This is a genomic window from Streptomyces sp. NBC_00104, assembly GCF_045160825.1.
GTDB lineage: Bacteria > Actinomycetota > Actinomycetes > Streptomycetales > Streptomycetaceae > Streptomyces.
This window is the reverse complement of sequence record NZ_CP108215.1, coordinates 2,779,163-2,805,790: the sequence shown is the minus strand read 5'-3', so window position 1 is coordinate 2,805,790 and position 26,628 is coordinate 2,779,163. Positions and strand designations below refer to the sequence as shown.

The following is a 26,628-nucleotide window of genomic DNA, read 5'->3' as shown; positions in this document are numbered from 1 at the left end:
GGCTCATGTGTGTGCGGGTGGGATCAACCGGTGTAGGTACCGGACTTGACCGCCTTCCACTCGCCGCCCTCGACCTTGTAGACGGTGAGCTGCTTGTTGGTCGTGTCGCCGTATTCGTCGAAGGAGACCTTGCCGGTGACGCCGTCGAAGGAGACGTTCTGCACGGCTTCGGTGATCTTCGCGCGGGCGTCGCTGGGAAGCTTGCCGTCGTTGTCCTCGACGACCTTCTTCACGGCTTCGATGATCGCCCAGGTGGAGTCGTAGGAGTAGCCGCCGTAGGCCGCGTAGGGCTCCTTGTAGCCCTCGGACTTGTAGTCGGCGATGAACGACTTGGCGGAGGGGAGTTCCTCGACCGGGGCGCCGACGGAGGTGGCGAAGTCGCCGGTGCTGGCGGAGCCGCCGAGCTCGATGTAGGTCGGGTCGTACATGCCGTCGCCGCCGGCTACGGGGATCTTGGCGCCGGCGGCCTTGATCTGCTTGGTCAGCGGGCCGGACTGCGGGTACTCGCCGCCGTAGTAGACGACGTCGGCGCCGGAGTTCTTGACCTTGGTGGCGACCGCGGAGAAGTCCTTGGTCTCGGGGTCGATGTGCTCGGTGCCGACGACCTTGCCGCCGAGCTTCTTGAACTCGTCGGTGAAGGTGGCGGCCAGGCCGGCGCCGTAGGTCTTCTTGTCGTCGATGACGAAGACCTTCTTCTTCTTGGCGTCGTTGTACAGGTACTGCGCGGCGAACGGGCCCTGGATGGCGTCCGTGGTCGCGGTGCGGAAGTACGACTTGTACGGGCGGACCTTCTTGGTCTGCCAGTCGGCGCCCTGGGTCAGGGTCGGGCCGGTGTTGGCCGGGGAGACCTCGACGAGCTTGGCGTCGTCGAAGACCTTCTGCATGGACTCGGCGACGGAGGAGTTCAGCGGGCCGACGACGCCGAGGACGTCCTTGTTGGCGACGAACGTGGTGGCGTTCTGCTGGCCCGAGGAGGGCTGCGCCTGGTCGTCGAGGGCTTCGACCTTGAAGGTGATGCCTTCGACGTACTTGTCCTTGTTGGCCGTCTTGGCGGCGAGGTCCGCGGAGTTCTTGATGCCGAGACCCAGCGCGGACAGGTCACCGGTCAGCGGGGCGTCGACGCCGATGACGACAGTGGTTCCACTGCCGGTGTCCGAGCCGCTTTTGCCCTCGTCGCGCGAGCCACAGGCGGTGAGTGTGAGTGCTCCCGCCGCCAGCGCGGCGGTGATGGCTATGAGCGAACGTTGACGCACGATCAGTCCTTTCCCTGGCACGGCCCTTCCTGTTTGGAAGCGGCCGAGTCGAGCGCTGGGCCGAAGACGTGACTTCGATTCCGTTGGCGCGGTGACTGGCCGTGACTCTAAGCGGGTGTGGGGAACGTGTAGGAGACTCTGGCCAAGGCTGTGACGCTCTTGTTATGACACGAGGTAATGCAGAGCGGTACTCAGTGGGTGGATGCGCGGAATTCAGGCCGATTCGCCCTGTCCACATGTTGAGAACGTGCAGGGTTGACGCGGGTAGGTTCAGGAGTGTTCAGGCGTTTGGTGATGACGCGGAGTCGTTGCTGCAGGCGACTTGAAGGGCGTCGGAGAGGTCCTGTGCGTAGCGCTCACCCAAGATGAAACTGTGCGTTTCTATTGCACGCGTATTACGTAGAGTTACATCCAGGAAAGGCAGTCCGGCGCTCTCCGGCACTTTCCCGCACTCCGTGACGCGCATGGTGATGACGATCTTCCGGGGCTCGTCCGTCCCGATCCGGAACGGAGTGCGCGGGTCCGTCCGCACGGAGAGCCCCGCGTAGGGCTGGGTCATGCGGGGGACCGTGATCGTGGGGCCGTCCAGCACGCTCAGCTCCACCACGAAGCCGAAGCTCCCGCGCGGCCCCCCGGCGGACCGCGGCGCCGGGCCCAGATAGCGCACACCGACCGCCTGGGAGGGGTACGGCGCTTCGGGCCCGGGCTCCGGCTTCGGCCGGGTGGCGTACAGATAGCCGCCGCCCGCGAGCACGACGACGGCCGCCGCCACCGCGAGCACGGCACGGCGGTGCCGGGCGTGCGCCCGCGTGAACCGCCCGCGGGGAGGCTCCGGCACGGGCGTGAGGTCCGCTTCCGGTACGTCCCACGCGCGCGTGCCCTCGCCCGGCTCCACGGGACCGACCCCGCTCACTGCCAGGGCCCCTCGCCCGGACCGCCCTCGCGGTACCACTCCGCGCAGCCCGCGCGCGCCCGCCGGTCGATCAGCCGCTCCGCCGCGTCCCTGCCGTCGCGTTTGCGCTCGGCCCGGGCCGCGTCCACGACCTCCCGCAGAATCTCGTACTGCCCGTTCGACAGCCCCATGGACTGATAATCGCCGTAGGTGTCGCCGTCCAGCATCTCCTGCGACCAGTACGCGACGACCTTCGCGCACAGTTCTTCGGGCGGGGTGGCCGACGGCGACGGTGAGCCGCCGCTCGGCGCGGCCGACGATCCGCCGTTCGCGGTCGGCCCACGCGTCGCGGCCGACGATCCGCCGTTCGCGGTCGGCCCACGCGTCGCGGCCGACTCCGTGCACCCGGTGGCCAGGACGCCGGTCAGCAGCGCCAGCCCGAGCACCGCCCCCGGCCAGGGGGCTCCTCCCGTTGCCATGCCCCGACGCTAGGGCCTCTCCGCCCGGGGAGACCAGAGGCGGAGAGACCTTCGTCCCCGCCCGCCCCTCGTCCGCACCCATCAGTCCGACGTCCGGGCCCGCTCGCTCGGGGCGGCCGGGGCGTCGCGCAGCAGACAGGTCAGCCGGGCGGTGCACACCCGCTTGCCGGCCTCGTCGCTGACGACGATCTCGTACGTCGCCGTCGAGCGCCCCCGGTGCACCGGTGTGGCGACACCGGTCACCAGCCCGGACCGTACGCCCCGGTGGTGTGTGCAGTTCAGGTCCACACCCACGGCGATCTTGGAGCTGCCCGCGTGCAGCATGGAGCCGACCGACCCCAGGGTCTCCGCCAGCACGGCGGACGCGCCGCCGTGCAGCAGCCCGTACGGCTGGGTGTTGCCCTCCACCGGCATGGTCCCGACGACCCGGTCCGCCGACGCCTCCACGATGCGCACGCCCAGACGGGTGCCGAGGTGTCCGGCCGAGAACATCGCGACCAGGTCGATGCCGAGGTTCGCGTACTCGTCGATGACCTCTTGCGGGAACTTCACGTGGTGCTGCTCGCCCATGGGGCTCCGTCCGTCGTCGATCGCCTGCGCCGCCGGCGGTCGAACGCCGGCCCTCCTGAGCAAACGCTCAGTCGGTCGACGATTGTTCCAGACGGATCACCACGGACTTGCTGGCCGGGGTGTTGCTGGTGTCGGCGGTGGCGTCCAGCGGCACCAGGACGTTGGTCTCCGGGTAGTACGCGGCCGCGCAGCCGCGGGCCGTCGGGTAGTGCACCACCCGGAATCCGGCCGCCCGGCGCTCCACGCCGTCCCTCCACTCGCTCACCAGGTCCACGTACGCCCCGTCGGCGAGCTTCAGCTCCCGCGCGTCCTCGGGGTTGACCAGCACGACCCGGCGGCCGTTCCTGATGCCCCGGTAGCGGTCGTCGAGGCCGTAGATCGTGGTGTTGTACTGGTCGTGCGAGCGCAGCGTCTGCAGCAGCAGGCGGCCCTCCGGCAGTCGCGGGTACTCGATGGGCGCGGCCGTGAAGTTGGCCTTGCCGGTGGCCGTGGGGAAGCGCCGCTCGTCGCGCGGGGCGTGCGGGAGGGCGAAGCCGCCCGGGTCGGCCACGCGCGCGTTGAAGTCCTCGAAGCCGGGCACCACGCGCGCGATGCGGTCGCGGATCGTCGCGTAGTCCTTCTCGAACTCCTCCCATGGCGTCCGGCTGTCCTCGCCGAGGACCCGGCGGGCGAGCCGGCACACGATGGCCGGCTCGGACAGCAGCTGCCCGCTCGCGGGCTCCAGACGGCCGCGCGAGGCGTGCACCATGCCCATCGAGTCCTCGACGGTCACGAACTGCTCGCCGCCGCCCTGGAGATCGCGCTCGGTGCGGCCCAGGGTGGGCAGGATCAGCGCCCGCGCGCCCGTGACGGCGTGCGAGCGGTTGAGCTTCGTCGACACGTGCACGGTCAGCCGGGCCCGGCGCATCGCCGCCTCCGTCACCTCCGTGTCGGGGGACGCCGACACGAAGTTGCCGCCCATCGCGAAGAACACCTTCGCCTTGTCGTCGCGCATGGCCCTGATGGCCCGCACGACGTCGTAGCCGTGCTCCCGGGGCGGGGCGAAGCCGAACTCCTTCTCCAGGGCGTCCAGGAACGCCGGGGCGGGCCGCTCGAAGATGCCCATCGTGCGGTCGCCCTGCACGTTCGAGTGGCCGCGCACCGGGCAGACGCCCGCGCCGGGGCGGCCGATGTTGCCGCGCAGCAGAAGGAAGTTGACCACTTCGCGGATGGTCGGCACCGAGTGCTTGTGCTGGGTGAGGCCCATGGCCCAGCAGACGATGGTCCGCTTCGAGGCGAGGACCATGCGCAGCGCCTCGTCGATCCGCTCGCGCGTGAGGCCGGTCGCGGTGAGCGTCTCGTCCCAGTCGGCCGCGCGGGCCGCCTCGGCGAACTCCTCGTACCCGTGGGTGTGCTCGCCGACGAACGCCTCGTCGACCGCGCCCTCGGTCTCCAGGATCAGCTTGTTCAGAAGACGGAACAGGGCCTGGTCGCCGCCGATGCGGATCTGGAGGAACAGGTCGGTGAGGGCGGCACCCTTGAACATGCCCTGCGGGGTCTGCGGGTTCTTGAACCGCTCCAGGCCGGCCTCGGGCAGCGGGTTCACGGTGATGATCTTCGCGCCGTTCGCCTTCGCCTTCTCCAGCGCGGAGAGCATACGAGGATGATTCGTCCCCGGGTTCTGTCCGGCGACGACGATCAGATCGGCCTTGTAGAGGTCCTCCAGCAGAACGCTGCCCTTGCCGATGCCGATCGTCTCGTTGAGCGCGGAGCCCGACGACTCGTGGCACATGTTGGAGCAGTCCGGCAGGTTGTTCGTGCCGAACTCGCGGGCGAACAGCTGGTACAGGAACGCGGCCTCGTTGCTGGTCCGGCCGGAGGTGTAGAAGAGGGCCTCGTCGGGGGAGGCGAGGGCCTTCAGCTCCTCGGCGACGATGTCGAAGGCGCGCTCCCAGGACACCGGCTCGTAGCGGTCGCCCCCTTCGGGGAGATACACGGGGTGCGTGAGCCGCCCCTGCTGCCCGAGCCAGTACCCGCTCCGGCCGGCGAGATCGGCCACCGTGTGGGCGGCGAAGAACTCCGGGGTGACCCGGCGCAGCGTGGCCTCCTCGGCGACCGCCTTCGCGCCGTTCTCGCAGAACTCCGCCGCGTGCCGGTGGTCCGGCTCCGGCCAGGCGCAGCCCGGGCAGTCGAAGCCGTCCTTCTGGTTGACCCGCAGCAGCGTCAGCGCGGTCCGCTTCACACCCATCTGCTGCTGCGCGATCCGCAGCGTGTGCCCGATCGCCGGCAGCCCCGCCGCGGCATGCTTGGGCTCCGCGACCTGCGGCGCGTCCTGAACCGGATCACTCTTCGGCGCCTTGCCGGCCATGGCTGCTCCCCATTCGCATACCTGTGCAGATACCTGTGCAGATTCGAGCGCGAGGCTACGCCTTTCGATCCTCGCACGTGTCACCGCGGAGAAACGAGACCGGCCGGTGGGGGAGGTGGGGTGGTGGTGAGGCCGGGGGGCGGTGCCGAAGCGGCCGCTGCCCCGGGCCTCGGGGGGCCCGGGCACGTCCCTGGGGTCCGGCTGAAGCTCCTATTGGCTGTCAAGCAGTGGTGAGCCAGTCGCGGTAGACGTTGGCGAGGTCGTCGTCGCGGCGTGTGCCGCGTTCGATGCCGGAGATGACGGTGGGCCAGACACCGAAGTGGTGGGCGGCGGCGGTGAGGGTGATGTTCTTGGCCTGGCGTGCGGGCCGCAGGTCCGCGATGTCGGGGACCGTGACTGTGGTGGTGAGGTAGCGGAACACTTCACGGGCGATGGCCCGTTTGAGGAGCCGGATGATCTCCTTCTTGGTGCGGCCTGCTGTGGTTTGGCGGGCCACGTAGTCGCGGGTGCGGCGGTCGCTGGACATGCGGACGAGGGCTATCCGGTAGAGGGCCGCGTTCGCGGCCCGGTCGCCGCCTCGTGAGAGGCGATGACGGTTGGTTTTGCCGCTGGAGGCGGGCACGGGGGCGACGCCGCACAGAGCTGCGAAGGACGCCTCGGTGCGCAGGCGGTCCCGGTTGCCGCCGGCGGTGATCAGCAGCTGGGCCGCGGTGTCGGGGCCGACGCCGTAGGCGGCCCGCAGGCCCGGATTGTGTCCGGCGACGATGTCGTCGAGGGCGGCGGTGAGGTCGTCGTGCTCGGCGGCCAGGGCCTTCACGCGTCGGGCGAGGCTCTTCAGGGCGGTCAGGACGGCGGTGTGGACGGCGTCTCCAGTGGGACGCAGGCGTGCCAGGGTGTCGATCAGCGGTTTGCCGCCGAGGGCCCGGTAACGGGCGCGGATGGTGTCGGGGGCGCCGATGAGGATGTGGCCGATCTGGTTCATGGCGGCGGTGCGGGCTTTGACCGTGGACCGGGCGGCGTTGTGGAGGGCTCGTATGCCGGTGACGGTCTCGTCCTTGGGTGCGCTCGATGCGCGTCCGGAGAGTGCGGCGCGGGCGGCGGCGTAGGCGTCGATGGGGTCCGACTTGCCGCTGCGGCGGCGTTCGGCCCGGTCGGGGCGGTTGACCTCGATGACGGTCAGACCGTCGGCGCGGGCGGCGCGGGTGAAACCCGTTCCGTAGGACGCGGTGCCTTCGACGCCGATCGCGGCCACGTCTCCGTGTGCGGACAGGAACGCGAGGGCTGCCGCGTATCCGGCGGAGGTGGTGGGGAACTCGGCGTCGGCGAGATGGCCGCCGTTGCCGGTGACGACCGCGACATGAACGGTGTCGGCATGGGAGTCCACGCCGCCGAACACCCACTGGCCGGCCATGTCTGCTGTGCCCGCTGATGTCATGCTGGAGATGCCTTCCTAGCCGGAGGCGGCACCGGCCGGGTGGGGCAGACAGGACATTGAGGGGGCTTCTGACCAAGCTCCTATCAGGTCATGTTCCACCTGGCCGGAGCCATGGAGAACGGGCCCCGGCAGCCGGACGGTACAGCCGGAAGACAACCCAGCAGGGTGTCAGTCAGTGGCAGAGCCACGACCACCGGAACCCGCTTACGAGTATCAATGTCAGTGGCACGTGGCAGGATCGGGTTCGTGGCAGAGACAGGATCGAAGAAGACCGACAGCACCCCCGGCGGCAGCCGTCCCCGGCTCATGCTCATGGACGGGCACTCGCTGGCCTACCGCGCGTTCTTCGCGCTGCCCGCGGAGAACTTCACGACGGCGACGGGCCAGCCGACCAACGCGATCTACGGCTTCGCGTCGATGCTGGCGAACACGCTGCGCGACGAGGCCCCCACCCACTTCGCGGTCGCGTTCGACGTCTCCCGCAAGACCTGGCGCTCGGAGGAGTTCACCGAGTACAAGGCGAACCGCTCGAAGACCCCGGACGAGTTCAAGGGCCAGGTCGAGCTGATCGGCGAACTGCTCGACGCGATGCACGCCGTCCGCTTCGCGGTCGACGGCTTCGAGGCCGACGACATCATCGCCACCCTCGCCACCCAGGCCGAGGCCGAGGGCTTCGAGGTCCTCATCGTCACCGGCGACCGTGACTCCTTCCAACTCGTCAGCGAGCACACCACCGTGCTCTACCCGACGAAGGGTGTCTCGGAGCTGACCCGGTTCACCCCGGAGAAGGTGTTCGAGAAGTACGGCCTCACCCCGGCCCAGTACCCGGACTTCGCGGCCCTGCGCGGCGACCCGTCCGACAACCTCCCCGGCATCCCCGGCGTCGGCGAGAAGACCGCCGCGAAGTGGATCAACCAGTTCGGCTCGTTCGCGGATCTCGTCGAGCGCGTCGAGGAGGTCAAGGGCAAGGTCGGGCAGAACCTCCGCGACCACCTGGAGGCCGTCAAGCTCAACCGCCGCCTCACCGAGATGGTGCGCACGGTCGAACTGCCCAAGGGCGTCACCGACTTGGAGCGCTCCGCGTACGACCGCACGGCCGTCGCGATGGTCCTGGACACCCTGGAGATCCGCAACCCGTCGCTGCGCGAGCGCCTGCTGGCCGTCGACCCGGGCGCCGAGGAGGCCGACGCCGGTCAGCCCGCCGCCCCGGGCGTCGAGGTGGACGGCACGGTGCTCGGCTCCGGCGAGCTGGCCCCCTGGCTCGCCGAGCACGGCACGGAGGTCCTCGGCGTCGCCACGGTCGACACCTGGGCGCTCGGCACCGGCTCGGTCACGGAGGTCGCGCTCGCCGCCGCCGGGGGTGCTGCCGCCTGGTTCGACCCGACCCAGCTGGACGAGGCGGACGAGACCGCGTGGGCGGCCTGGCTCGCCGACACGGCCAGGCCGAAGGTGTTCCACAACGCCAAGGCCGCCATGCGGGTCTTCGCCGAGCACGGCTGGACCGTCGAGGGCGTCGGCATGGACACCGCGCTCGCCGCGTACCTGGTCAAGCCGGGCCGCCGCTCCTTCGATCTGGACGCACTCTCCCTGGAGTACCTGGGCCGCGAGCTGGCCCCCGCCGCCACGGCCGACGGGCAGCTGGCTTTCGGCGCGGACGAGGGCGCCGAGGCCGACGCGCTGATGGTGCAGGCCCGCGCGATCCTCGACCTCGGCGAGGCCTTCGGGGAGCGCCTGCGGGAGGTCGGCGCGGCGGAGCTTCTCCGTGACGTGGAGCTGCCGACCTCCGCGCTCCTGGCCCGTATGGAGCGCCACGGCATCGCGGCGGACCGGGCGCATCTGGAGGCCATGGAGCAGATGTTCGCGGGCGCCGTGCAGCAGGCGGTGAAGGAGGCGCACGCGGCGGCGGGACACGAGTTCAACCTGGGCTCGCCGAAGCAGCTCCAGGAAGTCCTCTTCGGCGAGCTGGGCCTGCCCAAGACCAAGCGCACGAAGACGGGCTACACCACGGACGCGGACGCCCTCGCCTGGCTCGCCGGCCAGACGGACAACGAACTGCCGGTCATCATGCTCCGCCACCGTGAGCAGGCGAAGCTCCGCGTCACCGTCGAGGGCCTGATCAAGACCGTCGCCGCGGACGGCCGGATCCACACCACCTTCAACCAGACGGTCGCCGCCACGGGCCGTCTGTCCTCGGTGGACCCGAACCTGCAGAACATCCCGGTCCGTACCGACGAGGGCCGTGCCATCCGCCGCGGCTTCGTCGTCGGCGAGGGCTTCGAGTCCCTGATGACCGCGGACTACAGCCAGATCGAACTGCGTGTGATGGCCCACCTCTCCGAGGACGCGGGCCTGATCGAGGCGTTCACCTCCGGCGAGGACCTGCACACCACGGCGGCCGCGCAGGTGTTCGGGGTCGAGCAGTCGGCGGTGGACGCCGAGATGCGCCGCAAGATCAAGGCGATGTCGTACGGCCTGGCGTACGGGCTGTCCGCGTTCGGCCTCTCCCAGCAGCTGAACATCGACGCGGGTGAGGCGCGTGCCCTGATGGACGCGTACTTCGAGCGGTTCGGCGGGGTACGGGACTACCTGCGCCGGGCCGTGGACGAGGCGAGGGCGACGGGGTACACGGCGACGATCTTCGGTCGCCGGCGCTACCTGCCCGACCTCAACAGCGACAACCGTCAGCGTCGCGAGGCCGCCGAGCGGATGGCCCTCAACGCGCCCATCCAGGGCACCGCCGCGGACATCGTCAAGATCGCCATGCTGAACGTCGGCCGCGCCCTGGACGAGGCGGGCCTCGCCTCCCGCATGCTCCTCCAGGTCCACGACGAAATCGTCCTGGAGATCGCCCCCGGCGAACGCGACCGCACCGAGCAGATCCTCCGCCACGAGATGGCGGGCGCCGTCCACCTGAGGGCCCCGCTGGACGTCTCGGTGGGCCACGGCCCGGACTGGGAGTCGGCGGCACACTGACCACTGGAGACGGGGCCCGGCCGAAGTGCTCGGGCCCCATCCCCGGGCGCCGGGCCGCCACAGTCCTCCGGACCCCATCACCCGGGCGCCGGGCCTCCACTGCGCCAGGCCTCCGGGCAAACGCCGCGCGCACACGACCGCCCGCAGATGACGCGGGCGGGCACCTCATACGGCAGATCGCGGACACTGCCAGGCCTGCCGCCGTGCACCATGGCCCGCTTTTCTCCACCGCTCGACGTCAATCCGCCGCGACGGCGAGCATCCGGTACGGCGCTGCCCGGCGGCGCCGAGCCGACGGATGCGCCCCGCCTCATCCGCTGCCGTACGGCATGGGCCGATCGCCGGCCGGCGGTACCGAGCCCACGGCCGGCGCGTTTCGGCGCGTTTCGGTGCCTTTCGGCGTCCTTCGGCGCCCTTCGGTGCCCCTCGACCCCGCCCCGCCGTGTCACCCGGCTGGCCCCCACCAAGGCGCCCCGGGCGGAGCGCAGCCGTAAGGATGCCCGCATGGGCATACGCACGCTCCGCCGCCGTACAGCGACAGCTGCCACCCGCCTGTCAGGGGTGCGAACCCGCCTCACCCGGGCCTCCTGGGCCGGCCCACGCGTCCGGCGGCCGCACAGCCTCTACCCCTGGCCAATGACCCACCCCGTGGCGGCCCTCCTCGGACACGTACCGCCGTACGCCCCCCGCGCCGCCAGACCCCGCATCCCCAGCGGACCCCCCACCCGGCGCCCGGTACTCAGCGGCGGACCGAGTTGTCCGCCTCCGCGTCGGCTGCGGGCGCCGGAGCGGCAGGAGCCGGGCGCCGCACCCTGACGCCGACGCCGTAGAGGACCACGCCGACCACCAGCCCGGCGCCCGCCCCGAAACAGATGGTCGGGATCACCTCGTACGGTTTGGCGACCGACCCCCAGTACGCCCACCAGCGGGCCACCCGCTGTGCCGCCGCGACCAGCGCGCAGCCCCCGATGACCGCACCCGCCACCCACCGGTCGGCCGAGGAGAGCACGGGCACGCCCACGGGCTCGACCGCCGGCTGCCGGCGCAGGGCCAGCACGACGAAGACGGCGATCACGACCGCCGCGATCGCCGAACCGCCGTACTGGAGGTACCAGTAGAGCGGCGAGCCCGCGATCTCCTCGCCGAGGACGGGAAACAGCCGCATCCCCCACCGGTCGAGATGAGTGAACGCGTCCCACACGACATGGGTCAGCGAGCCGAGCGCGGCGGAGACGTACCACCACAGGGCCAGCGAGGGGCTGAACCGCCGCGCCCCCGTCCCGGAGCGCACCAGTGCGGCCACCCTCCCCTGCCGCCCCCTCGGCAGCAGCGCGACCAGCGGCTCCCGGAGCAGCAACCACAGCCCGACCAGCGCCCAGGTGACGAGGACATCGACGGTGAAGACCCCGGCGAAGGAGTGTGTGACATCGCCGAACTCCATGGCCTCGGGCAGCACACTCGCCACGTAGTACGTCAGGTCGGGCGCGAACGAACCCGCGACGAGCACGGAGGACACCAGCGGCCCGCGCGCGGTCCCGTCGCCGCGCAGGGCGGGAAGTACGGCGGCGGCGTGGCTGAGCGTGAAGGGCAAGTCGTCCCCCTGTGACGGACTTTGTGACGGACGGTGGCCGGACAGGCCGCCCGGCGGTGACCGGTCGCCAGTATGCGCGACTCGTGTCCGCCCTTCCGAAGGGTGGCCGCGCGACAGCAAACCGATATGTCCAATCGGTGAATATCGGGCACGAACGGGTGTCCGGGCAAAGGAAGTTGTCGTAGGGTCGCCTGGGTCGTCGCGCCGGTTGGTGTGGTGGTCACCGGATTTCTGGGAAGGGAATGCCGGAACAGGGCAACCAAAACCGGAACTTCGGAGTCGGTGTACCTGGGCAGGAGAGCCGGTCCTGCGAAACCGGAAAAAGCCCGACACATCAGTAAACGGAATGAACGCCAACGCGTTCGACCACCGGGGAGGGGTTCACTCAATGGCGGCGCAGTTCGGTTTGAGGCTCCGCAAGGGGGCGGCCACGACCGCCCTGGCCGCGGCCACGGTAGCGGCGCTGGCCGCCTCCCAGGCCCCGGGAGTGACCACCGACAGCGCGGGCAGACAGACCGCGGGCGCGCCCTCGCCGGACATGACCACCCGGGCCGACGACACCGCCTCGGGCAACTCGCAGTACTACACCGACCTTCCGCCCCTCGACAGCCCCACCCCGACGACGGGCCCGGGCGGCGCGTCGGGCACGACCGGCGGCTCCGAGAGCGGCATACCCGCGACCGTCCTCGACGCCTACAAGAAGGCCGAGGCGTCCCTGCGCGAGTCCAAGCCCGGCTGCAATCTGCCCTGGCAGCTCCTCGCCGCCATCGGCAAGGTCGAGTCCGGGCAGGCCCGCGGCGGCCGGGTCGACGCCGAGGGCACGACGATCGGCAAGATCCTCGGCCCCCAGCTCAACGGCAACGGCTTCGCGAACATCAGCGACACCGACAACGGCGCCTACGACGGCGACAGCAGGCACGACCGGGCGGTCGGCCCCATGCAGTTCATCCCCTCCACCTGGGAGTGGGCGGCCCGCGACGGCAACGACGACGGCGCCAAGGACCCCAACAACATCTACGACGCAGCCCTCGCGGCCGGCAACTACCTGTGCCGTTTCGACTGGGACCTGTCGAACAGCGCGAACCTGCGGAGCGCGATCCTCAGTTACAACAACTCGACGGAGTACTACAACACCGTCATGTCGTGGCTGGAGCACTACCGCAAGGGCACCCACGAGATCCCGGACGGCACCGGCTCCCTGCCCGAGACGCCGAGCGGCGGCAACAGCACCGGCACCGGCACCGGCACCGGCACCGGCACAGGAACCGGCAACAGCAACAGCAACAGCGGTGGCGGAAACGGCAAGGGCAACGGCAACGATGGCTCCACGCCGAGTCCCAAGCCCACGCCGCCGAAGGGGAACAAGCCGCCCACCAACGAGCCGGGCGGCGGCACCACCCCGCCCCCGCCGACCACCCCCCCGCCCTCGACGCCGGGCACGCCCACCGACACGGTGCACCACCTGGAGAACGCGGGCCCCTCGAACCTGACGGCCATGGCCGGTGACACCTTCACCGGCAAGCTCGTCGCGCGCACGGAGACCAAGGCGGGCAAGGCCGTGGCGAAGGTCCGGGTCCGCTTCTCCGTCATCGGCGACACGGACACCGCCTTCGCCGGTGGCGAGAAGTTCGCGACCATCATCACCGACAGCACGGGCAAGGCCACCGCCCCCGCGCTCGTGGCCGGCGAGAAGACCGGTGCCGTCACCATCCGCGCCACCGTCGTGGGCCGGTCCGTGGCCGCCCTCGACCACAAGGTCACCGTCACCGCCCGTCAGGCCGACGCCCTCGCCCGCACCGGCACCACCGCGCTGACCTGCGTGCCGAACGGGGAGTTCGCCGAGCAGGTCGAGGTCAAGGCCACCTACCGGGGCGAGATCGCGGACAAGGTCGCGGTCAAGGCGACCCTCATCAAGTCGCTCCTCGACGTCACCGAGAACGACAAGGGCCCCTACTTCAAGGGCGCCGACGGCAAGCCCGTCCGGACCCTGGCCCTGGAGACCGACGCGGGCGGCCTCCTCAAGCTCCCGAAGCTCTTCTCGGACGACGCCACCGGCACGTTCCTGCTCCGCGTCGAGACCGAGGGCGGCGCGACCCTCACCCTCGAACTGAAGGTGGAGGCGCCGGCCGAGACGGCCGAGCCGACCGAGCCGGTGACACCGAGCCCCAGCGAGTCCTAGCCGACACCGGCCGTCCGTACTGCGGCCCACGGCGGCGCTCCTCTTCCGAGAGGGGCGCCGCCGTTGTTGTGTGCGCGACGTGTTCTCATCTCGCCCGGCCGTTGCTACGGTGCCGGACCTGACGAACTATCAGTTCCTGTCGGAAGGCCCGTAGTCGGGAGGTCCGTATGCGCGTCCTGATCGCAGCCGCGACCGGTCTCGCCCTCGCCTTCGCCCTGGCGTTCACGATCACGGCGCTGGGCTCACCGACGGGGGAGACGTCACCGAAGCCGTTGCTGACGACCGTCCCCGCACATCCATAGCCGCCAGGGAGGGAGGCCGAGATGCGCCGGAGGACCGGACTGATCCTGCTCGCGCTCGCCGTGTTCTTCACCGCGCTGTCCCCACTGCTGCGCTGGTACGTCTTCCCGAACCAGGCCAAGATCCCGGCGAACCAGTACCAGGACATGGTCCTGGAGGCGAAGGACGCCACCCTCCTCGACTACGGCACGATGACCGCGCGGACGGTCCCGAAGGTCACCATCGTGCAGACCCTCAAGGGCAACGTGGAGGCCTCCGAGGACATCGAGAAGAGGACCGACCGGGACGTCGTCGTCTGGGACGGCCTGTCGTACGTCCAGGGCCCCGACGGCGAGATGGTCTCCAGGATCCCCGAGCGCTACATCTTCGACGCCCACACCCAGGAACCCGTGCACGCCAAGGGCGAGATGGTCGACGGCGACCCCGTGAAGCGGGAGGGGCTGGAATTCAAGTGGCCCTTCCTCACGGAGAAGAGGGACTACGAGTACTTCGACGCCCAGGCCCGGATCACCGCCCCCATCCACTACAAGGGCACCCAGGACTTCCGCGGCGTCGAGGTCTACTACTTCGAACAGACCATCCCGTGGACCGAGGTGCCCTTCCCCCGGACCATGCCCGTCGAGGGCATCACCCGGGAGACGGTCGCCGGGACGGGCACGACCCGCTGGTACACCACGGTCCGCAAGTTCTGGGTGGAGCCCGTCACCGGGGCCCCCGTCTACGGCGAGGAGATCCACAAGGAGGAACTCCGCGGCGGCACGCTGCTGGGCGACCGCGAGAAGGTGACCGCCTTCGCCGGCCACGTGAAGATGCGCGAGGACTACATCGAGCACACCGTCGACCTGGTCGAGTCCCAGCGTCTCCTCGTCCTCCTCATGACCGCCTACCTGCCCTGGGGCTTCCTCGGCCTGGGCATCCTGCTCCTCGCCCTCTCCCTCTACGTCGAGGCCCGCGGCCGCGGGCCCGGCGAACCGGAGTCCAGCAGGCCCCCGGCGTCCGAGCCGGTCAGCGCCTGAGCCGCGCGTTCGTGTACCGAGCCGGTCAACGCCTGAGCCGCGCGTTCGTGTACCGGGTCGGCTCGGCCGTCGCCGGGTCCTCCGGCCACGGATGCCGGGGATACCGCCCGCGCAGCTCCGCCCGTACGGCCCTGTACCCGTCCTTCCAGAACGAGGCGAGATCGGCGGTGACGGCGGCGGGCCGCCCGGCGGGGGACAGCAGATGCACCAGCACGGGCACCCCGGCCAGCGCGGGCGACTCCCGCAGCCCGAACATCTCCTGCAACTTCACCGCCAGCACCGGCTGTTCGGGCCGCGTGTAGTCGACCCGGATCCGGGACCCGCTCGGCACCTCGATCCGCTCCGGCGCGAGCTCGTCCAGCCGTACGGCGTCCCCGTCGGCCCACGGCAACAGCCGCCTGAGCCCCTCCCCGGCATCGATCCGCCCGAGGTCGGCCCGCCGCCGGGCCCGGCTCAACTCGGGCTCCAACCACTCCTCCACGCGCGCGTGCAGGGCACTGTCGGACACATCGGGCCAGGGCGAGCCGAGCTGTTCCCGCAGGAACGCGAGCCGCTGCCGCAACCGCGCCGCATCCTCGGACCACCGCAACAGCCCGAGTCCCTCGACCCGCAGCCCTTCCAGCAACGCCTCCCGTACGAGCCCGGGCGCCGCCTCCCGCAACGGCCGCACCGCCAACTCCACGGCCCCCAGCCGCTCCACCCGCCGCGCCACGACGTCCCCGTCCCGCCACGCGACCTCCTCGCCCCGGCTGTACAGGTTCCCGGCCGCCTCCCGAGCGACCCCCTCGTCGACGGCGACCCCGAGCCGCACGCGCGCGTGCCCCGCCCCCACCGCCCGGTCGGCGACAGCCACGGCGATCCAGGGCACCCCGCGCAACCCGGAGCCTTCCCCCACCTCGGCCCGGGTCCCGGACACCATCAGATACGCCCCCCTGTCGGCCCGCGCCACCCGCTCCGGAAACGCCAACGCCGCCACGACCCCGGCAACCCGCTCATCCCCGGCACCGGCCCACGCACCCGCCCCGGCCGCCTCGGCGGAGGACCGCTCGCCGAACCCCCCGCCACCGCCCCGCTCGTCGGTCTTCCGCCGGCCCGACGGAGCATCGGCGCTCGGTTCGCCCGGGAAGGCGTCATGGGTGGGTTCCGAGTGGGGAAGGGGCCGCGCCGGAGGCGCGGGCGCCGACGCGGACCGCAGGCGTCGGGCTTCGGTGCGCCAGCGGGCCGCGTAGGCGTCGCCCCCGCGCCTGGCGGTCCGTAGCGCGGCGGCCAGGTCGTCGCCGTACTCCCGCGGGGGCTCCTCGCTCAGCAGCGCGACGACCTCGGCCGCGCGCTCGGCCCCCACCAGCGGCGTCGCGTCCAGGAGGGCGCGGGCCAGCCGGGGGTGGAGGCCGAGGCGGGACATGCGGGCGCCGCGTTCCGTGGCGTGCCCGGCGGGGGAGACCGCGCCGATCGCGGAGAGGACGTTCCGGGCCGCCGCCATCGCCCCGCTCGGGGGAGGGTCCAGGAGGGCGAGACCGGAGGCGTCCGGGTCGCCCCAGCACGCTGCCTGGAGGGCGAACGCGGTCAGGTCGGCCACCTTGATCTCCGGCGAGGGGAAACGCGGCAGACGGGCGTCCTCGGCCTCCGCCCAGCACCGGTAGACCGCGCCGGGGGCCTCCCGCCCGGCCCGCCCGGCCCGTTGCCTCCCGGCCGCCTGCGAGGCCCGTACCGTCGTCAGCGCGCTGAGCCCCCGCGCGTGGTCGACGCGGGGCTCCCGCGCGAGCCCGGAGTCGACGACCACCCGCACCCCGGGCACCGTCAGCGAGGACTCGGCCACCGACGTCGCCAGCACCACCCGACGCCGCTCCCCGCCCGCCAGCACCGCGTCCTGCACGGCGGCCGGCGCCCGCCCGTGCACCTGCAGCACGTCCAGGTCACCCAGCCCGCCCAACTGCCCGGCCACGCGCGCGATCTCGCCCACCCCCGGCAGGAAGCAGAGGACGTCCCCCTGCCGCTCGGCCAGCGCCCGCCGCACCACCGACGCCACATGCGTCAGCGCCGCCGGGTCCACCCGCATCCCGTGCGGCGGCCGCACCGGACGGACCGGCGGCGCCCACACCACTTCGACGGGGTACGACACCCCCTCCGCCGCGACCACCGGCGCCCCGCCCAGCAGCCGTGCCCAGCCCTCCGCGTCCGTCGTCGCCGACGCCGCCACCAGCCGCAGCTCGGGCCGCAGCGCCGCACGCACGTCGAGCAGGAACGCCGCCACCGTGTCCGCGTCCAGATGCCGTTCATGGCACTCGTCGAGCACGACGACGTCGACGCCCGGCAACTCCTGGTCCCGCTGCAACCGTTGCAGCAGGACACCGGTCGTGACGACCTCCACGCGCGCGTGCCTGCCCACGACCCGTTCGCCGCGCACGGTGTAGCCGACGCTCCCGCCGACCTTCTCGCCCAGCAGCCACGCCATCCGCCGCGCCGCCGCCCGTGCCGCGATCCGCCGAGGCTCGGCGACGACCACGCGTCGTACCGGCCCGCCGTCCAGCAGCCCCGCCAGGGCCAGCGGCACCAGCGTCGTCTTGCCGGTCCCTGGCGGCGCGACGAGGACGGCGGTGCCGTGTCCCTCCAGGGCGTCGTCCAGAGCGGGCAGGGCATCGCGCACGGGCAGCGCGTCCAGGGCGTCGTAACGGATCACGCCCCCAGTGTCGTACGCCCCCGAAAACACCCTCTACGCGCGCGTGCCCCTTCCTTGCTCCTCGTCGCCTTCCTTATCGTCCTTGTCGTCCTTCTTCTCGTCCGCCGGGCCCGCTGTCGTGTCAGTCCCGCTCGCACACGAAGATCGCCGTGCCCGGGATCAGGTTCCCGCGCAGCGGAGACCAGCCGCCCCACTCGGAGCTGTTCCAGGCGGGCCACTCCGGCTCGACCAGGTCGACCAGCCGGAAGCCCGCCGCCACGACGTCCCGGACGCGGTCGCCGATCGTCCTGTGGTGCTCCACGTACACGGCCCGCCCCTCCTCGTCCTGCTCCACATAGGGCGTCCGGTCGAAGTAGGAGCCGGAGACGGACAGACCCTCCGGGCCGGGCTCGTCGGGGAAGGCCCAGCGGATCGGATGGGTCACCGAGAAGACGAAGCGGCCACCGGGGCGCAGAACGCGGCGGACCTCCCGCAGTACCCGCACGGGGTCGGCGACGAAGGGCAGCGCCCCGTACGCCGAGCACGCCAGGTCGAAGGAGCCGTCCGCGAAGGGCAGGTCGCCGGCGTCGGCGCACACCAGGGGGAACGCTCCGCCGATGCGCAGGGCGTGCTGGAGCTGACGGTGGGAGAGGTCCAGGGCGACCGGACGGGCACCCTGGGCGGTCAGCCAGCGCGAGCACTGCGCGGCCCCGGCCCCGATCTCCAGGACGTCCTTGCCCTTCAGCTCCTCGGGCGGCCCCAGCAGCTCCGCCTCGACCTCGTCGAGCCCTTCCGGGCTCCACACGAACCGGTCGTCGCCGAGGAACGTGCCGTGCTCGATCTGGTACTCGTCGGCGTTGCGGTCCCACCAGCCCCGGTTGGCCCGGGAACTCTCCGTCACTCCGGCGTCGCGCCGAGTGGCCTCCGCTTCGTCGGCCTCGGGTGAACCGGGGGCCCCGTGGACCTCGACGGCTTCGTGTACTTCGGACTCTTGGATGATCGGCTCCCTCGTCGTACTCTTCCGTAACCTGCGTGGCGCGACCCGCTCCGGTGGTGTCACGAAAGGGGTCTCGCAGGCCTGCGTGGCCTCAAGGGACAGGTTTTGTGCCGGGTATGCGGCGTTCCGCCCCGGGTGTGCGCCTTCGCGCATTGACCCTGCCTGGCTGCCCCCGTATGCTACAAGTTGCGCTGCGGGCCTGCGCACCTCAGACGTAGCAGGCTGCGCTCGCATCTGTCGTATGTCCCCTCGGTTTTCGAGGCGCCACCGGCTTCATGTCATGTGGCGCTTCATTGGCTGTCCGGCTTCTTCAGAGCGATACCGGCTCCCGGCGTAGCAGTACCTACGACTTCAATGTCCGCACCGGAGCCCTTTCCCACATGACGAGCAGCACCGAGACCACCGCCACCACCCCGCAGGTTGCGGTCAACGACATCGGTAACGAGGAAGCTTTCCTCGCCGCGATCGACGAGACGATCAAGTACTTCAACGACGGCGACATCGTCGACGGCGTCATCGTGAAGGTCGACCGGGACGAGGTCCTGCTCGACATCGGTTACAAGACCGAAGGTGTCATCCCGAGCCGCGAGCTCTCGATCAAGCACGACGTCGACCCGAACGAGGTCGTCAAGGTCGGCGACGAGATCGAGGCCCTTGTTCTCCAGAAGGAGGACAAGGAAGGCCGCCTGATCCTCTCGAAGAAGCGCGCCCAGTACGAGCGCGCCTGGGGCACCATCGAGAAGATCAAGGAAGAGGACGGCATCGTCACCGGCACCGTCATCGAGGTCGTCAAGGGTGGTCTCATCCTCGACATCGGCCTCCGTGGCTTCCTGCCGGCTTCCCTCGTCGAGATGCGCCGTGTCCGCGACCTCCAGCCCTACGTGGGCAAGGAGCTCGAGGCCAAGATCATCGAGCTGGACAAGAACCGCAACAACGTGGTCCTGTCCCGCCGCGCCTGGCTGGAGCAGACCCAGAGCGAGGTCCGTCAGACCTTCCTCACGACCCTGCAGAAGGGCCAGGTCCGCTCCGGCGTCGTCTCCTCGATCGTCAACTTCGGTGCGTTCGTGGACCTCGGTGGCGTCGACGGTCTCGTCCACGTCTCCGAGCTTTCCTGGAAGCACATCGACCACCCCTCCGAGGTTGTCGAGGTCGGCCAGGAAGTCACCGTCGAGGTCCTCGACGTCGACATGGACCGCGAGCGTGTCTCCCTGTCGCTGAAGGCGACCCAGGAAGACCCGTGGCAGCAGTTCGCCCGGACCCACCAGATCGGCCAGGTCGTGCCCGGCAAGGTCACGAAGCTGGTTCCGTTCGGTGCGTTCGTCCGCGTGGACGAGGGCATCGAGGGTCTGGTCCACATCTCCGAGCTGGCCGAGCGCCACGTGGAGATCCCGGAGCAGGTCGTCCAGGTCAACGACGAGATCTTCGTCAAGGTCATCGACATCGACCTCGAGCGTCGTCGCATCAGCCTCTCGCTGAAGCAGGCCAACGAGTCCTTCGGTTCGGACCCGGCCTCGGTCGAGTTCGACCCGACGCTGTACGGCATGGCCGCGTCGTACGACGACCAGGGCAACTACATCTACCCCGAGGGCTTCGACCCCGAGACCAACGACTGGCTCGAGGGCTACGAGACCCAGCGCGAGGCTTGGGAGGGCCAGTACGCCGAGGCGCAGCAGCGCTTCGAGCAGCACCAGGCCCAGGTCATCAAGTCCCGCGAGGCCGACGCCGCTGCCGCGGCCGAGGGCGGCGACGCCGCGGGTGCGGCTCCGGCCGCGGGCGGTGGCGGCGGCTCGTACTCCTCCGAGGGTGCGGACACCTCCGGTGCCCTCGCTTCGGACGAGGCCCTGGCTGCCCTGCGCGAGAAGCTGGCCGGCGGCCAGAGCTGAACGCTCACCGCTGAGGCTTAGCCGATAGCACTTCGGGCCCGCATCCACCTCGGATGCGGGCCCGAAGTGCGTCCGGGCGCGGCCGGGGAACGCCGATGCCGACGCGTACCTCCTCGACGCGTCACCGGCCTGACGAAACCGGTGCGGTACCGGACCGTGAAGGCCGATGTCCACGGCCGTGTCCCGGAGTTGATCGCCGAGGCCACCGACAAGGGCGCTCCGGACGCGGAGTTGACGGCCGAGGACCGGGAACGGCCCGTCGAGCTCTCCAGGACTTCGGACGACTGGGCGACACCCTGACGCACGAGGGCGGGGACCGGCACGACGACGTCCCCGACGGTCCCGACGTCCCCGACGGTCCCGACGGTCCCGGCGGTCCCGGCGGTTCGAGTCCGCCCGGAAGGCCGTGAGACCGCTCCACGCGCGCGTGGAGCGGTGCTCAGTGGCACATACGGCATTCGGGGGGCGGTGCGCGGGAATGCCCGGCCCCCGTCCCGCGTTGTGGAGGAGGAACACGAGGAGGAGCGGTCACAGTGCTTGATCCGCAGAGTCTGTACGCATGGGAGCCGAAGGGCCTGGCCGTCGTCGACATGGCGCTCGCCCAGGAGTCGGCGGGACTTGTCATGCTCTACCACTTCGACGGATACATCGACGCGGGTGAGACGGGCGACCAGATCGTCGAACGGCTCCTCGGCACACTGCCCCACCAGGTGGTGGCCCGCTTCGACCACGACCGGCTCGTGGACTACCGGGCGCGCCGCCCGCTGCTGACGTTCAAGCGCGACCGCTGGAGCGAGTACGAGGAGCCGACGCTGGAGGTGCGGCTCGTCCAGGACGCCACCGGAGCGCCCTTCCTGCTGCTGTCGGGCCCCGAGCCGGACGTGGAGTGGGAGCGCTTCGCGGCCGCCGTCCAGCAGATCGTGGAGCGGCTCGGCGTACGCCTCTCGGTGAACTTCCACGGCATTCCCATGGGTGTGCCGCACACCCGCCCGGTCGGCCTCACCCCGCACGGCAACCGGGCCGAACTGGTCCCCGGTCACCGCAGCCCCTTCGAGGAGGCACAGGTGCCCGGCAGCGCCGAGTCCCTCGTGGAGTACCGCCTCACGGAGGCCGGACACGACGTGCTGGGCGTCGCCGCGCACGTGCCGCACTACATCGCCCGCTCGCCCTACCCGGACGCCGCCCTGACCGTCCTGGAGGCCGTCACGGCCGCCACCGGCCTGGTGCTGCCCTCCGTCGCCCACGCCCTGCGCACGGAGGCGCACCGCACGCAGACGGAGATCGACCGGCAGATCCGTGAGGGCGACGAGGAACTGGTCGCCCTCGTGCAGGGCCTGGAGCACCAGTACGACGCCGCCGCGGGCGCGGAGACGCGGGGCAACATGCTCGCCGAGCCCGTCGACATCCCCTCCGCCGACGAGATCGGGCGCGAGTTCGAGAAGTTCCTGGCCGAGCGGGAAGGCGAGGGCTGAGCCCTCCCGAGCCCGCTTCCGGAGTCGTCTCCGGGGCTGTGGGAGGCCTTGCTCTCCGAGCTGTCACAGGCTCGGAAACCAGGGTCTCCCACAGCTCTGTCAGCGGCAGGGCCTAAGCTGCCGGGCATGCTGAAAGTGGGTCTCACCGGCGGTATCGGCGCCGGCAAGAGCGAGGTGTCGCGGCTGCTCGTGGAGTGCGGCGCCGTGCTGATCGACGCGGACCGCATCGCGCGCGAGGTCGTCGCACCGGGCACGCCCGGGCTCGCGGCGGTCGTCGAGACCTTCGGCGAGGGCGTGCTCGCGCCGGACGGCGGCCTGGACCGCCCCAAGCTGGGCTCCATCGTGTTCGCGGACCCGGAGAAGCTCGCCGCGCTGAACGCGATCGTGCACCCCCTGGTGGGCGCCCGCTCCGGAGAGCTGGAGAAATCCGCCGCCGAGGACTCCGTCGTCGTCCACGACGTCCCCCTGCTCACCGAGAACGGCCTCGCCCCGCTGTACGACCTGGTCGTCGTCGTGGACGCGTCCCCCGACACCCAGCTCGACCGCCTCGTCCGGCTGCGTGGCATGACCGAAGAGGACGCACGCGCGCGCATGGCCGCCCAGGCGACCCGCGAGAAGCGGCTGGAGATCGCGGACATCGTCATCGACAACGACGTACCCCTGGACGACCTGCGGCGACGGGTCCGGGAGGTATGGGCGGACCTCGTGCGTCGGGCCCACGCGGCCCGGGCGGGATCCGAACACGCGCAGGAATAGCGGGGGCTCGGGGGGCGTTGAACCGTCGCAGCGAGGGAAGGACTCAGCCGTGCCCGAGACCAGCGGTTCCACCGGACGCACTCCGGAGACGCACGTCATCGACTTCCGCGCCGCCGAGCAGCTGCTCGCCGCGCGAGACCCGCGGGGCGCGGTGAAGCTGCTCGACCGAGTCATAGCCGAGCACCCCGAGAACACGGCAGCCCGGCTGCTGCGCGCCCGCGCCTTCTTCGCCGCAGCCCAACTGCGGCCCGCCGAGCTGGAGTTCACCATCGTCCTGGAGCGCGAGCCGGACAACGCGTTCGCGCACTTCGCCCTCGCCCGCACCTATCAGCGCCAGGCCCGCGACGACCAGGCCAAACGCCACTTCCGGCTCGCCGCGGCCCTCGACCCGAACCCGCAGTACCTGGAAGCGGCACGGTTCGACTCCTGACGGACAAGGGCGCCGCGTGCCGCTACGGATGGTGGTGCCTCGGCGGTTGGTACGGCGGGACGTCGCGGCCCGGCTGGTAGTGCGGGCCCTGGCGGATGTGGCGCAGGATCATCGTCAGGTCGACGGTGACGATCAGCCACAGCACCCCGCAGGCGGCGGCCCAGCCCGGGCGGCCGGCGAAAGCGAAGGCCACTGTTCCGGCGATCGCCCAGATCAGGCCCCAGACGCTCAGCCAGAGCCGCATCCGCAGGGGACTGCGCGCTGTCGTCGGTTCACTGCCGGTACGCATCGGATCGCCGCTTCCTGGTCGTCCTACTCGGAAACGTACTCTCCGTCCCGAGCGTTCTCCAGGGGACCGATGGGTGCGAGGGGGAGGCGACGGTGCTGCTGGACGCGGTACGGGCGGAGGAGAGGCTCGCCGACTGGCTGAAGGGCCTGGAGGAGAGCGAGAGCGCCCCGGGAGCGGAGGCGCGGCTGCCGGACGCCGACGAGTTGCCGGCTGTGCTGGGGGACCTCGCCGTGCCGTACGAGGACGTCAACGACCTGGTCGCGCTGAGCCGCGCGCTGACGGCCGACGAGGGCGCGGCCTGGCTGCTCGGGCGGTGCGTCGACGGTCTCGTGCGGGACATGGGGAAGATCGGCAAGGGGCTGAGGCTCCTGCCGCTCCCGCTGGAGTCGGGGCCGCTCGGCCGCTACTTCCACGTGTACGTCCTCGTCGCGGCCCTGCCGTACGTGCGCGCGTACCACCGCGAGCGCGGCATCCCCGAGGACATCTCCCGGCGCACCCTCGCGGACCTCGGCCGCGGCCTGGTGCTGCACCGCCGGCGGTACGGCGTGGGCGGGCTCATGGCGCCGACCTGGTTCTCGCTGCACTTCCACGGAGAGCTGTTCCAGCTCGGCCGGCTCCAGTACCAGCGGTCGCGGATGGGCGGACGCGAGGGTGTCGCGCTGGCGGCGGCCGGCCTCGCGCTGCGGCCCGGGGACCCGTGCCTCGACCTGCACATACCCGACTACGCCGGACCCCTGTCACCGGAGGCCTGTGACCGGTCGCTGGCGTCGGCCCGCGCCTTCTTCGCGCGGCACTTCCCCGAGGAGAGCTACACGGCGGGCTGCTGCCACTCCTGGCTCCTCGACCCGCAGTTGAAGCGGTACCTGCCGGCGGACTCCAACATCGTCCGGTTCCAGGACCGGTTCCGGGTCGCCCGCGGCAACGGCGAACCCGAGGACGACCTGCCGATCCGCTTCGTGTTCGGGGACCCGGACCTGCCGGTGGAGTCATTGCCGCGCGGCACGCGTCTGGAACGGGCCGTCGCCGACCATCTGCGCGCGGGTGGGCACTGGTACAGCGGGCACGGGTGGTTCCCCTGGTGAGGTGCGACCGGCGCGACCGGCGCGACCGGCGCGGAGTGGCGCGGAGTGGCGGTCATGTTCACCCCATCGAGTGATGGGTGACAGGAACGGCCCGTGTCCGCCCGGCCGTTGGACGGATATGAGCATTCAGATGCGTGAGGGATACGAGGGGACCGGATCCGGCGCCATCACCCCGGACGGCTGCGCGGTCGAGCTGTACGCGCGGCTGCCGGTGGGGGACGAGCCGGAGGTGATCGCGGGCGTGGCACCCGCGGGTGCGCGCATGCTCGAACTGGGCAGCGGGGTGGGCCGTATGACGCACCCCCTGATCGAGCGGGGGTTCACCGTCACGGCCGTCGACGAGTCGGCGGAGATGCTGGAACGGGTGCGGGGGGCCCGCACGATATGCGCCCCGATCGAGGAGCTCGACCTGGGCGAGAAGTTCGACGTGGTGCTGCTCGCGTCGTTCCTCGTCCATACCGGGGACGCCGAGGTGCGGCGCGGGATGCTCGCGACCTGTCTGCGGCATGTCGCGGACGACGGCTTCGTGCTGATCCAGCGCGAGGGTGAGGACTACCACACGAACGTGCCCCGGGAGCGGGTCGACCCCCGAGGTTTCACCATCCGCGTGGCCTCGGCCGAACCGGTCGGGGACGGGGTCAACTCGGTGTTCGTGGAGTACTTCTTCCCGGACGGCGAATGGACCCAGACGTTCCGGGCGCGACCGCTGACCAAGGAGCAGTTCGAGGAGGCGCTGGGGGAGGCGGGGCTGAGGGTGGACCGGTATCTGACGGAGGACCGGGTGTGGGTGAAGGTGGTGCCGGCGGGATGAGCGGCTGACGGCGGGGCGCGGGGGGAGCCGGGGATCCCGGCGTGAATGTTCGGCGGGCGGCGATGAGTTCGGGGGAGTGCCCCGGTCTACCTCTGCGACAGCACCACGGAACCGCTTCGCACAGGAGAACCCATGTCCGAGACCACCGCTCCCGTCACCTCCGCTCCCGTCACGGCCGTCACCACTTCGGCCGCCGGTACGAAGGACACCCCTCGCAGCAAGGGCGCACGGATCTCGCTGCGCGCGCTGCAGATCGTGCTCGCGCTGTTCTACGCGTTCGCGAGCGCGCTGCCCAAGCTGATCGCGCACCCGTCGGCCGTGGAGTCCTTCGACACGCTCGGCTGGGGCAGCGCGGGGATGTACACCATCGGTGCGCTCGAACTGGCCGGTGCCATCGGCCTGTTGATCCCCGCGCTGGCCCCGGTCGCGGCGGTGTCGCTGGGCGCGCTGATGGTGGGGGCGTTCATCACGCAGATCACCGCCTTCGACGGGGAGTACGCGGCGACACCGCTCATCCTGATCGTTCCGCTCGCCCTGATCGCCTGGGTACGGCGCCAGGACGTGGCCGGGCTGAGGCGATGGGTGCGACGGGGGGCGTGACGGCTGCGGCCACGCTCGCGCGGGCGGGCGGGCATCGCCGAGGGGCTTCCCGACGACCACCGGGAAGCCCCTCGGCGATGTCCTCGGCCGGTCGGCGCGCCTACCCGGGCTCGCGGCGATGGCGCTCGGCGTTCGCGGCCTCGGCCAGGCCCCGGAGGCGTTCCAGATCGCGGCGGTCGCGTTTGGTGGGTCGGCCGGTGCCTCGGTCGCGGATGCCTGCGGGGGCGGTGGCCTCGCGGGGCGGGGGCGGCGGGGAGTTGTCGACGTAGCACTCGGCGGCGACGGGTGCGCCGACCCGCTTGCGGATCAGACGCTTGACGACGACGACCCGCTCGTGGCCCCCGGCCTGGCGGAGCCGTACCTCGTCGCCGACGCGCACCGCGTACGCGGGCTTGACGCGTTCCCCGTTGACGCGGACATGGCCGCCCCGGCAGGCGGTGGCGGCCATCGAGCGGGTCTTGACCAGGCGGACGGACCAGACCCAGCTGTCGATGCGCACGGTCTCGCCGTTCGCCGGCCGGGCGGCCTCGGCGGACGCCGCCGCCGAGCCGTCGGAGCCACGCTGCGTGGTCTCCGGACCGCCCGTCCGCTCCTCCGTACGTTCAGAAGCCATGCCT

The 26,628-nt window shown here is 71.3% G+C and carries 23 protein-coding genes; 12 read left to right on the top strand and 11 right to left on the bottom strand.

The window, feature by feature from the left end; translation table 11 throughout:
* Nucleotides 1–23: 23 nt before the first annotated feature.
* From OG272_RS12145 to OG272_RS12120, 6 genes are all read right to left on the bottom strand, one after another.
* Nucleotides 24–1,253 carry a branched-chain amino acid ABC transporter substrate-binding protein gene (locus tag OG272_RS12145; RefSeq protein ID WP_326583531.1) on the bottom strand — a complete coding sequence of 410 codons (1,230 nt, stop codon included), beginning with the start codon at nt 1,251–1,253 and terminating at the stop codon, nt 24–26.
* 280 nt (nt 1,254–1,533) lie between these two features.
* Nucleotides 1,534–2,166 carry a Tat pathway signal sequence domain protein gene (locus tag OG272_RS12140; protein ID WP_326583532.1) on the bottom strand — a complete coding sequence of 211 codons (633 nt, stop codon included), beginning with the start codon at nt 2,164–2,166 and terminating at the stop codon, nt 1,534–1,536.
* Nucleotides 2,163–2,624 carry a hypothetical protein gene (locus OG272_RS12135; RefSeq protein WP_327730217.1) on the bottom strand — a complete coding sequence of 154 codons (462 nt, stop codon included), beginning with the start codon at nt 2,622–2,624 and terminating at the stop codon, nt 2,163–2,165. Before OG272_RS12135 ends, OG272_RS12140 begins: the two co-directional genes overlap by 4 nt.
* An 81-nt stretch (nt 2,625–2,705) precedes the next feature.
* A complete protein-coding gene (locus tag OG272_RS12130; RefSeq protein ID WP_326583534.1) occupies nt 2,706–3,194 on the bottom strand; it encodes a hotdog fold thioesterase in 489 nt (162 codons plus the stop codon).
* A 67-nt stretch (nt 3,195–3,261) separates the two neighbouring features.
* Complete coding sequence (locus OG272_RS12125; protein WP_327730218.1) at nt 3,262–5,541, bottom strand: FdhF/YdeP family oxidoreductase; 2,280 nt, start codon at nt 5,539–5,541, stop codon at nt 3,262–3,264.
* Nucleotides 5,542–5,761: 220 nt separating this feature from the next.
* The gene (locus tag OG272_RS12120) at nt 5,762–6,976 is read right to left on the bottom strand and encodes an IS110 family transposase (protein ID WP_405893262.1); all 1,215 of its coding nucleotides are present in this window, start codon (nt 6,974–6,976) and stop codon (nt 5,762–5,764) included.
* A 246-nt stretch (nt 6,977–7,222) separates the two neighbouring features.
* Here OG272_RS12120 and polA point away from each other — a divergent pair, with 246 nt between their 5' ends.
* Nucleotides 7,223–9,949 carry a DNA polymerase I gene (gene polA / locus OG272_RS12115; RefSeq protein WP_327730219.1) on the top strand — a complete coding sequence of 909 codons (2,727 nt, stop codon included), beginning with the start codon at nt 7,223–7,225 and terminating at the stop codon, nt 9,947–9,949.
* A gap of 739 nt (nt 9,950–10,688) precedes the next feature.
* Here the strand turns inward: polA and OG272_RS12110 are convergent.
* Nucleotides 10,689–11,540 carry a DUF4184 family protein gene (locus tag OG272_RS12110; protein ID WP_327730220.1) on the bottom strand — a complete coding sequence of 284 codons (852 nt, stop codon included), beginning with the start codon at nt 11,538–11,540 and terminating at the stop codon, nt 10,689–10,691.
* Nucleotides 11,541–11,928: 388 nt separating this feature from the next.
* Between OG272_RS12110 and OG272_RS12105 the strand changes: the two genes are divergently transcribed.
* The 3 genes from OG272_RS12105 to OG272_RS12095 all read left to right on the top strand — a co-directional run bounded on the left by OG272_RS12105 (nt 11,929) and on the right by OG272_RS12095 (nt 15,035).
* Nucleotides 11,929–13,719, top strand: coding sequence for a lytic transglycosylase domain-containing protein (locus OG272_RS12105; RefSeq protein ID WP_405893260.1), 1,791 nt, complete (start codon nt 11,929–11,931; stop codon nt 13,717–13,719).
* Between the two features lie 167 nt (nt 13,720–13,886).
* The gene (locus OG272_RS12100) at nt 13,887–14,021 is read left to right on the top strand and encodes an SPW_0924 family protein (protein ID WP_326583539.1); all 135 of its coding nucleotides are present in this window, start codon (nt 13,887–13,889) and stop codon (nt 14,019–14,021) included.
* Nucleotides 14,022–14,042: 21 nt separating this feature from the next.
* Nucleotides 14,043–15,035, top strand: coding sequence for a DUF3068 domain-containing protein (locus tag OG272_RS12095; RefSeq protein ID WP_328222774.1), 993 nt, complete (start codon nt 14,043–14,045; stop codon nt 15,033–15,035).
* A gap of 25 nt (nt 15,036–15,060) precedes the next feature.
* Here the strand turns inward: OG272_RS12095 and OG272_RS12090 are convergent, their stop codons facing one another.
* Together OG272_RS12090 and OG272_RS12085 are read right to left on the bottom strand one after the other, a co-directional pair.
* Nucleotides 15,061–17,712: an ATP-dependent helicase C-terminal domain-containing protein gene (locus OG272_RS12090; protein WP_327730223.1), complete on the bottom strand. Its 2,652-nt coding sequence runs from the start codon at nt 17,710–17,712 to the stop codon at nt 15,061–15,063.
* A 121-nt stretch (nt 17,713–17,833) separates the two neighbouring features.
* On the bottom strand, nt 17,834–18,751 hold the full coding sequence (locus tag OG272_RS12085; protein WP_326585867.1) for a class I SAM-dependent methyltransferase: 918 nt from the start codon (nt 18,749–18,751) through the stop codon (nt 17,834–17,836).
* 317 nt (nt 18,752–19,068) lie between these two features.
* Here OG272_RS12085 and rpsA point away from each other — a divergent pair, with 317 nt between their 5' ends.
* The 5 genes from rpsA to OG272_RS12060 all read left to right on the top strand — a co-directional run bounded on the left by rpsA (nt 19,069) and on the right by OG272_RS12060 (nt 23,229).
* Nucleotides 19,069–20,571 (top strand): 30S ribosomal protein S1, encoded by a 1,503-nt coding sequence (gene rpsA / locus OG272_RS12080; protein ID WP_326583542.1) that lies wholly within the window; start codon nt 19,069–19,071, stop codon nt 20,569–20,571.
* 156 nt (nt 20,572–20,727) lie between these two features.
* Complete coding sequence (locus OG272_RS12075) at nt 20,728–20,871, top strand: hypothetical protein (RefSeq protein WP_405893259.1); 144 nt, start codon at nt 20,728–20,730, stop codon at nt 20,869–20,871.
* A 233-nt stretch (nt 20,872–21,104) separates the two neighbouring features.
* The gene (locus OG272_RS12070; protein ID WP_327730224.1) at nt 21,105–22,043 is read left to right on the top strand and encodes a PAC2 family protein; all 939 of its coding nucleotides are present in this window, start codon (nt 21,105–21,107) and stop codon (nt 22,041–22,043) included.
* A gap of 126 nt (nt 22,044–22,169) precedes the next feature.
* A complete protein-coding gene (gene coaE, locus OG272_RS12065; RefSeq protein WP_326583545.1) occupies nt 22,170–22,799 on the top strand; it encodes a dephospho-CoA kinase in 630 nt (209 codons plus the stop codon).
* Nucleotides 22,800–22,848: 49 nt separating this feature from the next.
* The gene (locus OG272_RS12060) at nt 22,849–23,229 is read left to right on the top strand and encodes a tetratricopeptide repeat protein (protein WP_086747400.1); all 381 of its coding nucleotides are present in this window, start codon (nt 22,849–22,851) and stop codon (nt 23,227–23,229) included.
* 22 nt (nt 23,230–23,251) lie between these two features.
* Here the strand turns inward: OG272_RS12060 and OG272_RS12055 are convergent, their stop codons facing one another.
* Nucleotides 23,252–23,518, bottom strand: coding sequence for a DUF6343 family protein (locus OG272_RS12055; protein WP_327730226.1), 267 nt, complete (start codon nt 23,516–23,518; stop codon nt 23,252–23,254).
* 92 nt (nt 23,519–23,610) lie between these two features.
* On the opposite strand from OG272_RS12055, the gene OG272_RS12050 reads away from it, so the two are divergent.
* The 3 genes from OG272_RS12050 to OG272_RS12040 all read left to right on the top strand — a co-directional run bounded on the left by OG272_RS12050 (nt 23,611) and on the right by OG272_RS12040 (nt 26,011).
* A complete protein-coding gene (locus OG272_RS12050; RefSeq protein WP_327730227.1) occupies nt 23,611–24,600 on the top strand; it encodes an acyltransferase domain-containing protein in 990 nt (329 codons plus the stop codon).
* Between the two features lie 130 nt (nt 24,601–24,730).
* A complete protein-coding gene (locus tag OG272_RS12045; RefSeq protein ID WP_326583548.1) occupies nt 24,731–25,411 on the top strand; it encodes a methyltransferase domain-containing protein in 681 nt (226 codons plus the stop codon).
* 132 nt (nt 25,412–25,543) lie between these two features.
* Entirely contained in the window at nt 25,544–26,011 is a 468-nt protein-coding gene (locus OG272_RS12040) for a DoxX family protein (protein WP_327730228.1), read from the top strand.
* A gap of 100 nt (nt 26,012–26,111) precedes the next feature.
* Here OG272_RS12040 and OG272_RS12035 read toward each other — a convergent pair whose 3' ends face one another.
* Complete coding sequence (locus OG272_RS12035; RefSeq protein ID WP_327730229.1) at nt 26,112–26,624, bottom strand: RNA-binding S4 domain-containing protein; 513 nt, start codon at nt 26,622–26,624, stop codon at nt 26,112–26,114.
* Between the last annotated feature and the right edge of the window lie 4 nt (nt 26,625–26,628).

Coding starts and splice junctions, on each gene's coding strand:
- OG272_RS12055 (WP_327730226.1), bottom strand. CDS start 23,518: ATGCGTACCGGCAGTGAACCGACGACAGCGCGCAGTCCCCTGCGGATG.
- OG272_RS12045 (WP_326583548.1), top strand. CDS start 24,731: ATGCGTGAGGGATACGAGGGGACCGGATCCGGCGCCATCACCCCGGAC.
- OG272_RS12095 (WP_328222774.1), top strand. CDS start 14,043: ATGCGCCGGAGGACCGGACTGATCCTGCTCGCGCTCGCCGTGTTCTTC.
- OG272_RS12100 (WP_326583539.1), top strand. CDS start 13,887: ATGCGCGTCCTGATCGCAGCCGCGACCGGTCTCGCCCTCGCCTTCGCC.
- coaE (WP_326583545.1), top strand. CDS start 22,170: ATGCTGAAAGTGGGTCTCACCGGCGGTATCGGCGCCGGCAAGAGCGAG.
- OG272_RS12035 (WP_327730229.1), bottom strand. CDS start 26,624: ATGGCTTCTGAACGTACGGAGGAGCGGACGGGCGGTCCGGAGACCACG.
- OG272_RS12120 (WP_405893262.1), bottom strand. CDS start 6,976: ATGACATCAGCGGGCACAGCAGACATGGCCGGCCAGTGGGTGTTCGGC.
- OG272_RS12125 (WP_327730218.1), bottom strand. CDS start 5,541: ATGGCCGGCAAGGCGCCGAAGAGTGATCCGGTTCAGGACGCGCCGCAG.
- OG272_RS12105 (WP_405893260.1), top strand. CDS start 11,929: ATGGCGGCGCAGTTCGGTTTGAGGCTCCGCAAGGGGGCGGCCACGACC.
- OG272_RS12040 (WP_327730228.1), top strand. CDS start 25,544: ATGTCCGAGACCACCGCTCCCGTCACCTCCGCTCCCGTCACGGCCGTC.
- OG272_RS12130 (WP_326583534.1), bottom strand. CDS start 3,194: ATGGGCGAGCAGCACCACGTGAAGTTCCCGCAAGAGGTCATCGACGAG.
- rpsA (WP_326583542.1), top strand. CDS start 19,069: ATGACGAGCAGCACCGAGACCACCGCCACCACCCCGCAGGTTGCGGTC.
- OG272_RS12135 (WP_327730217.1), bottom strand. CDS start 2,624: ATGGCAACGGGAGGAGCCCCCTGGCCGGGGGCGGTGCTCGGGCTGGCG.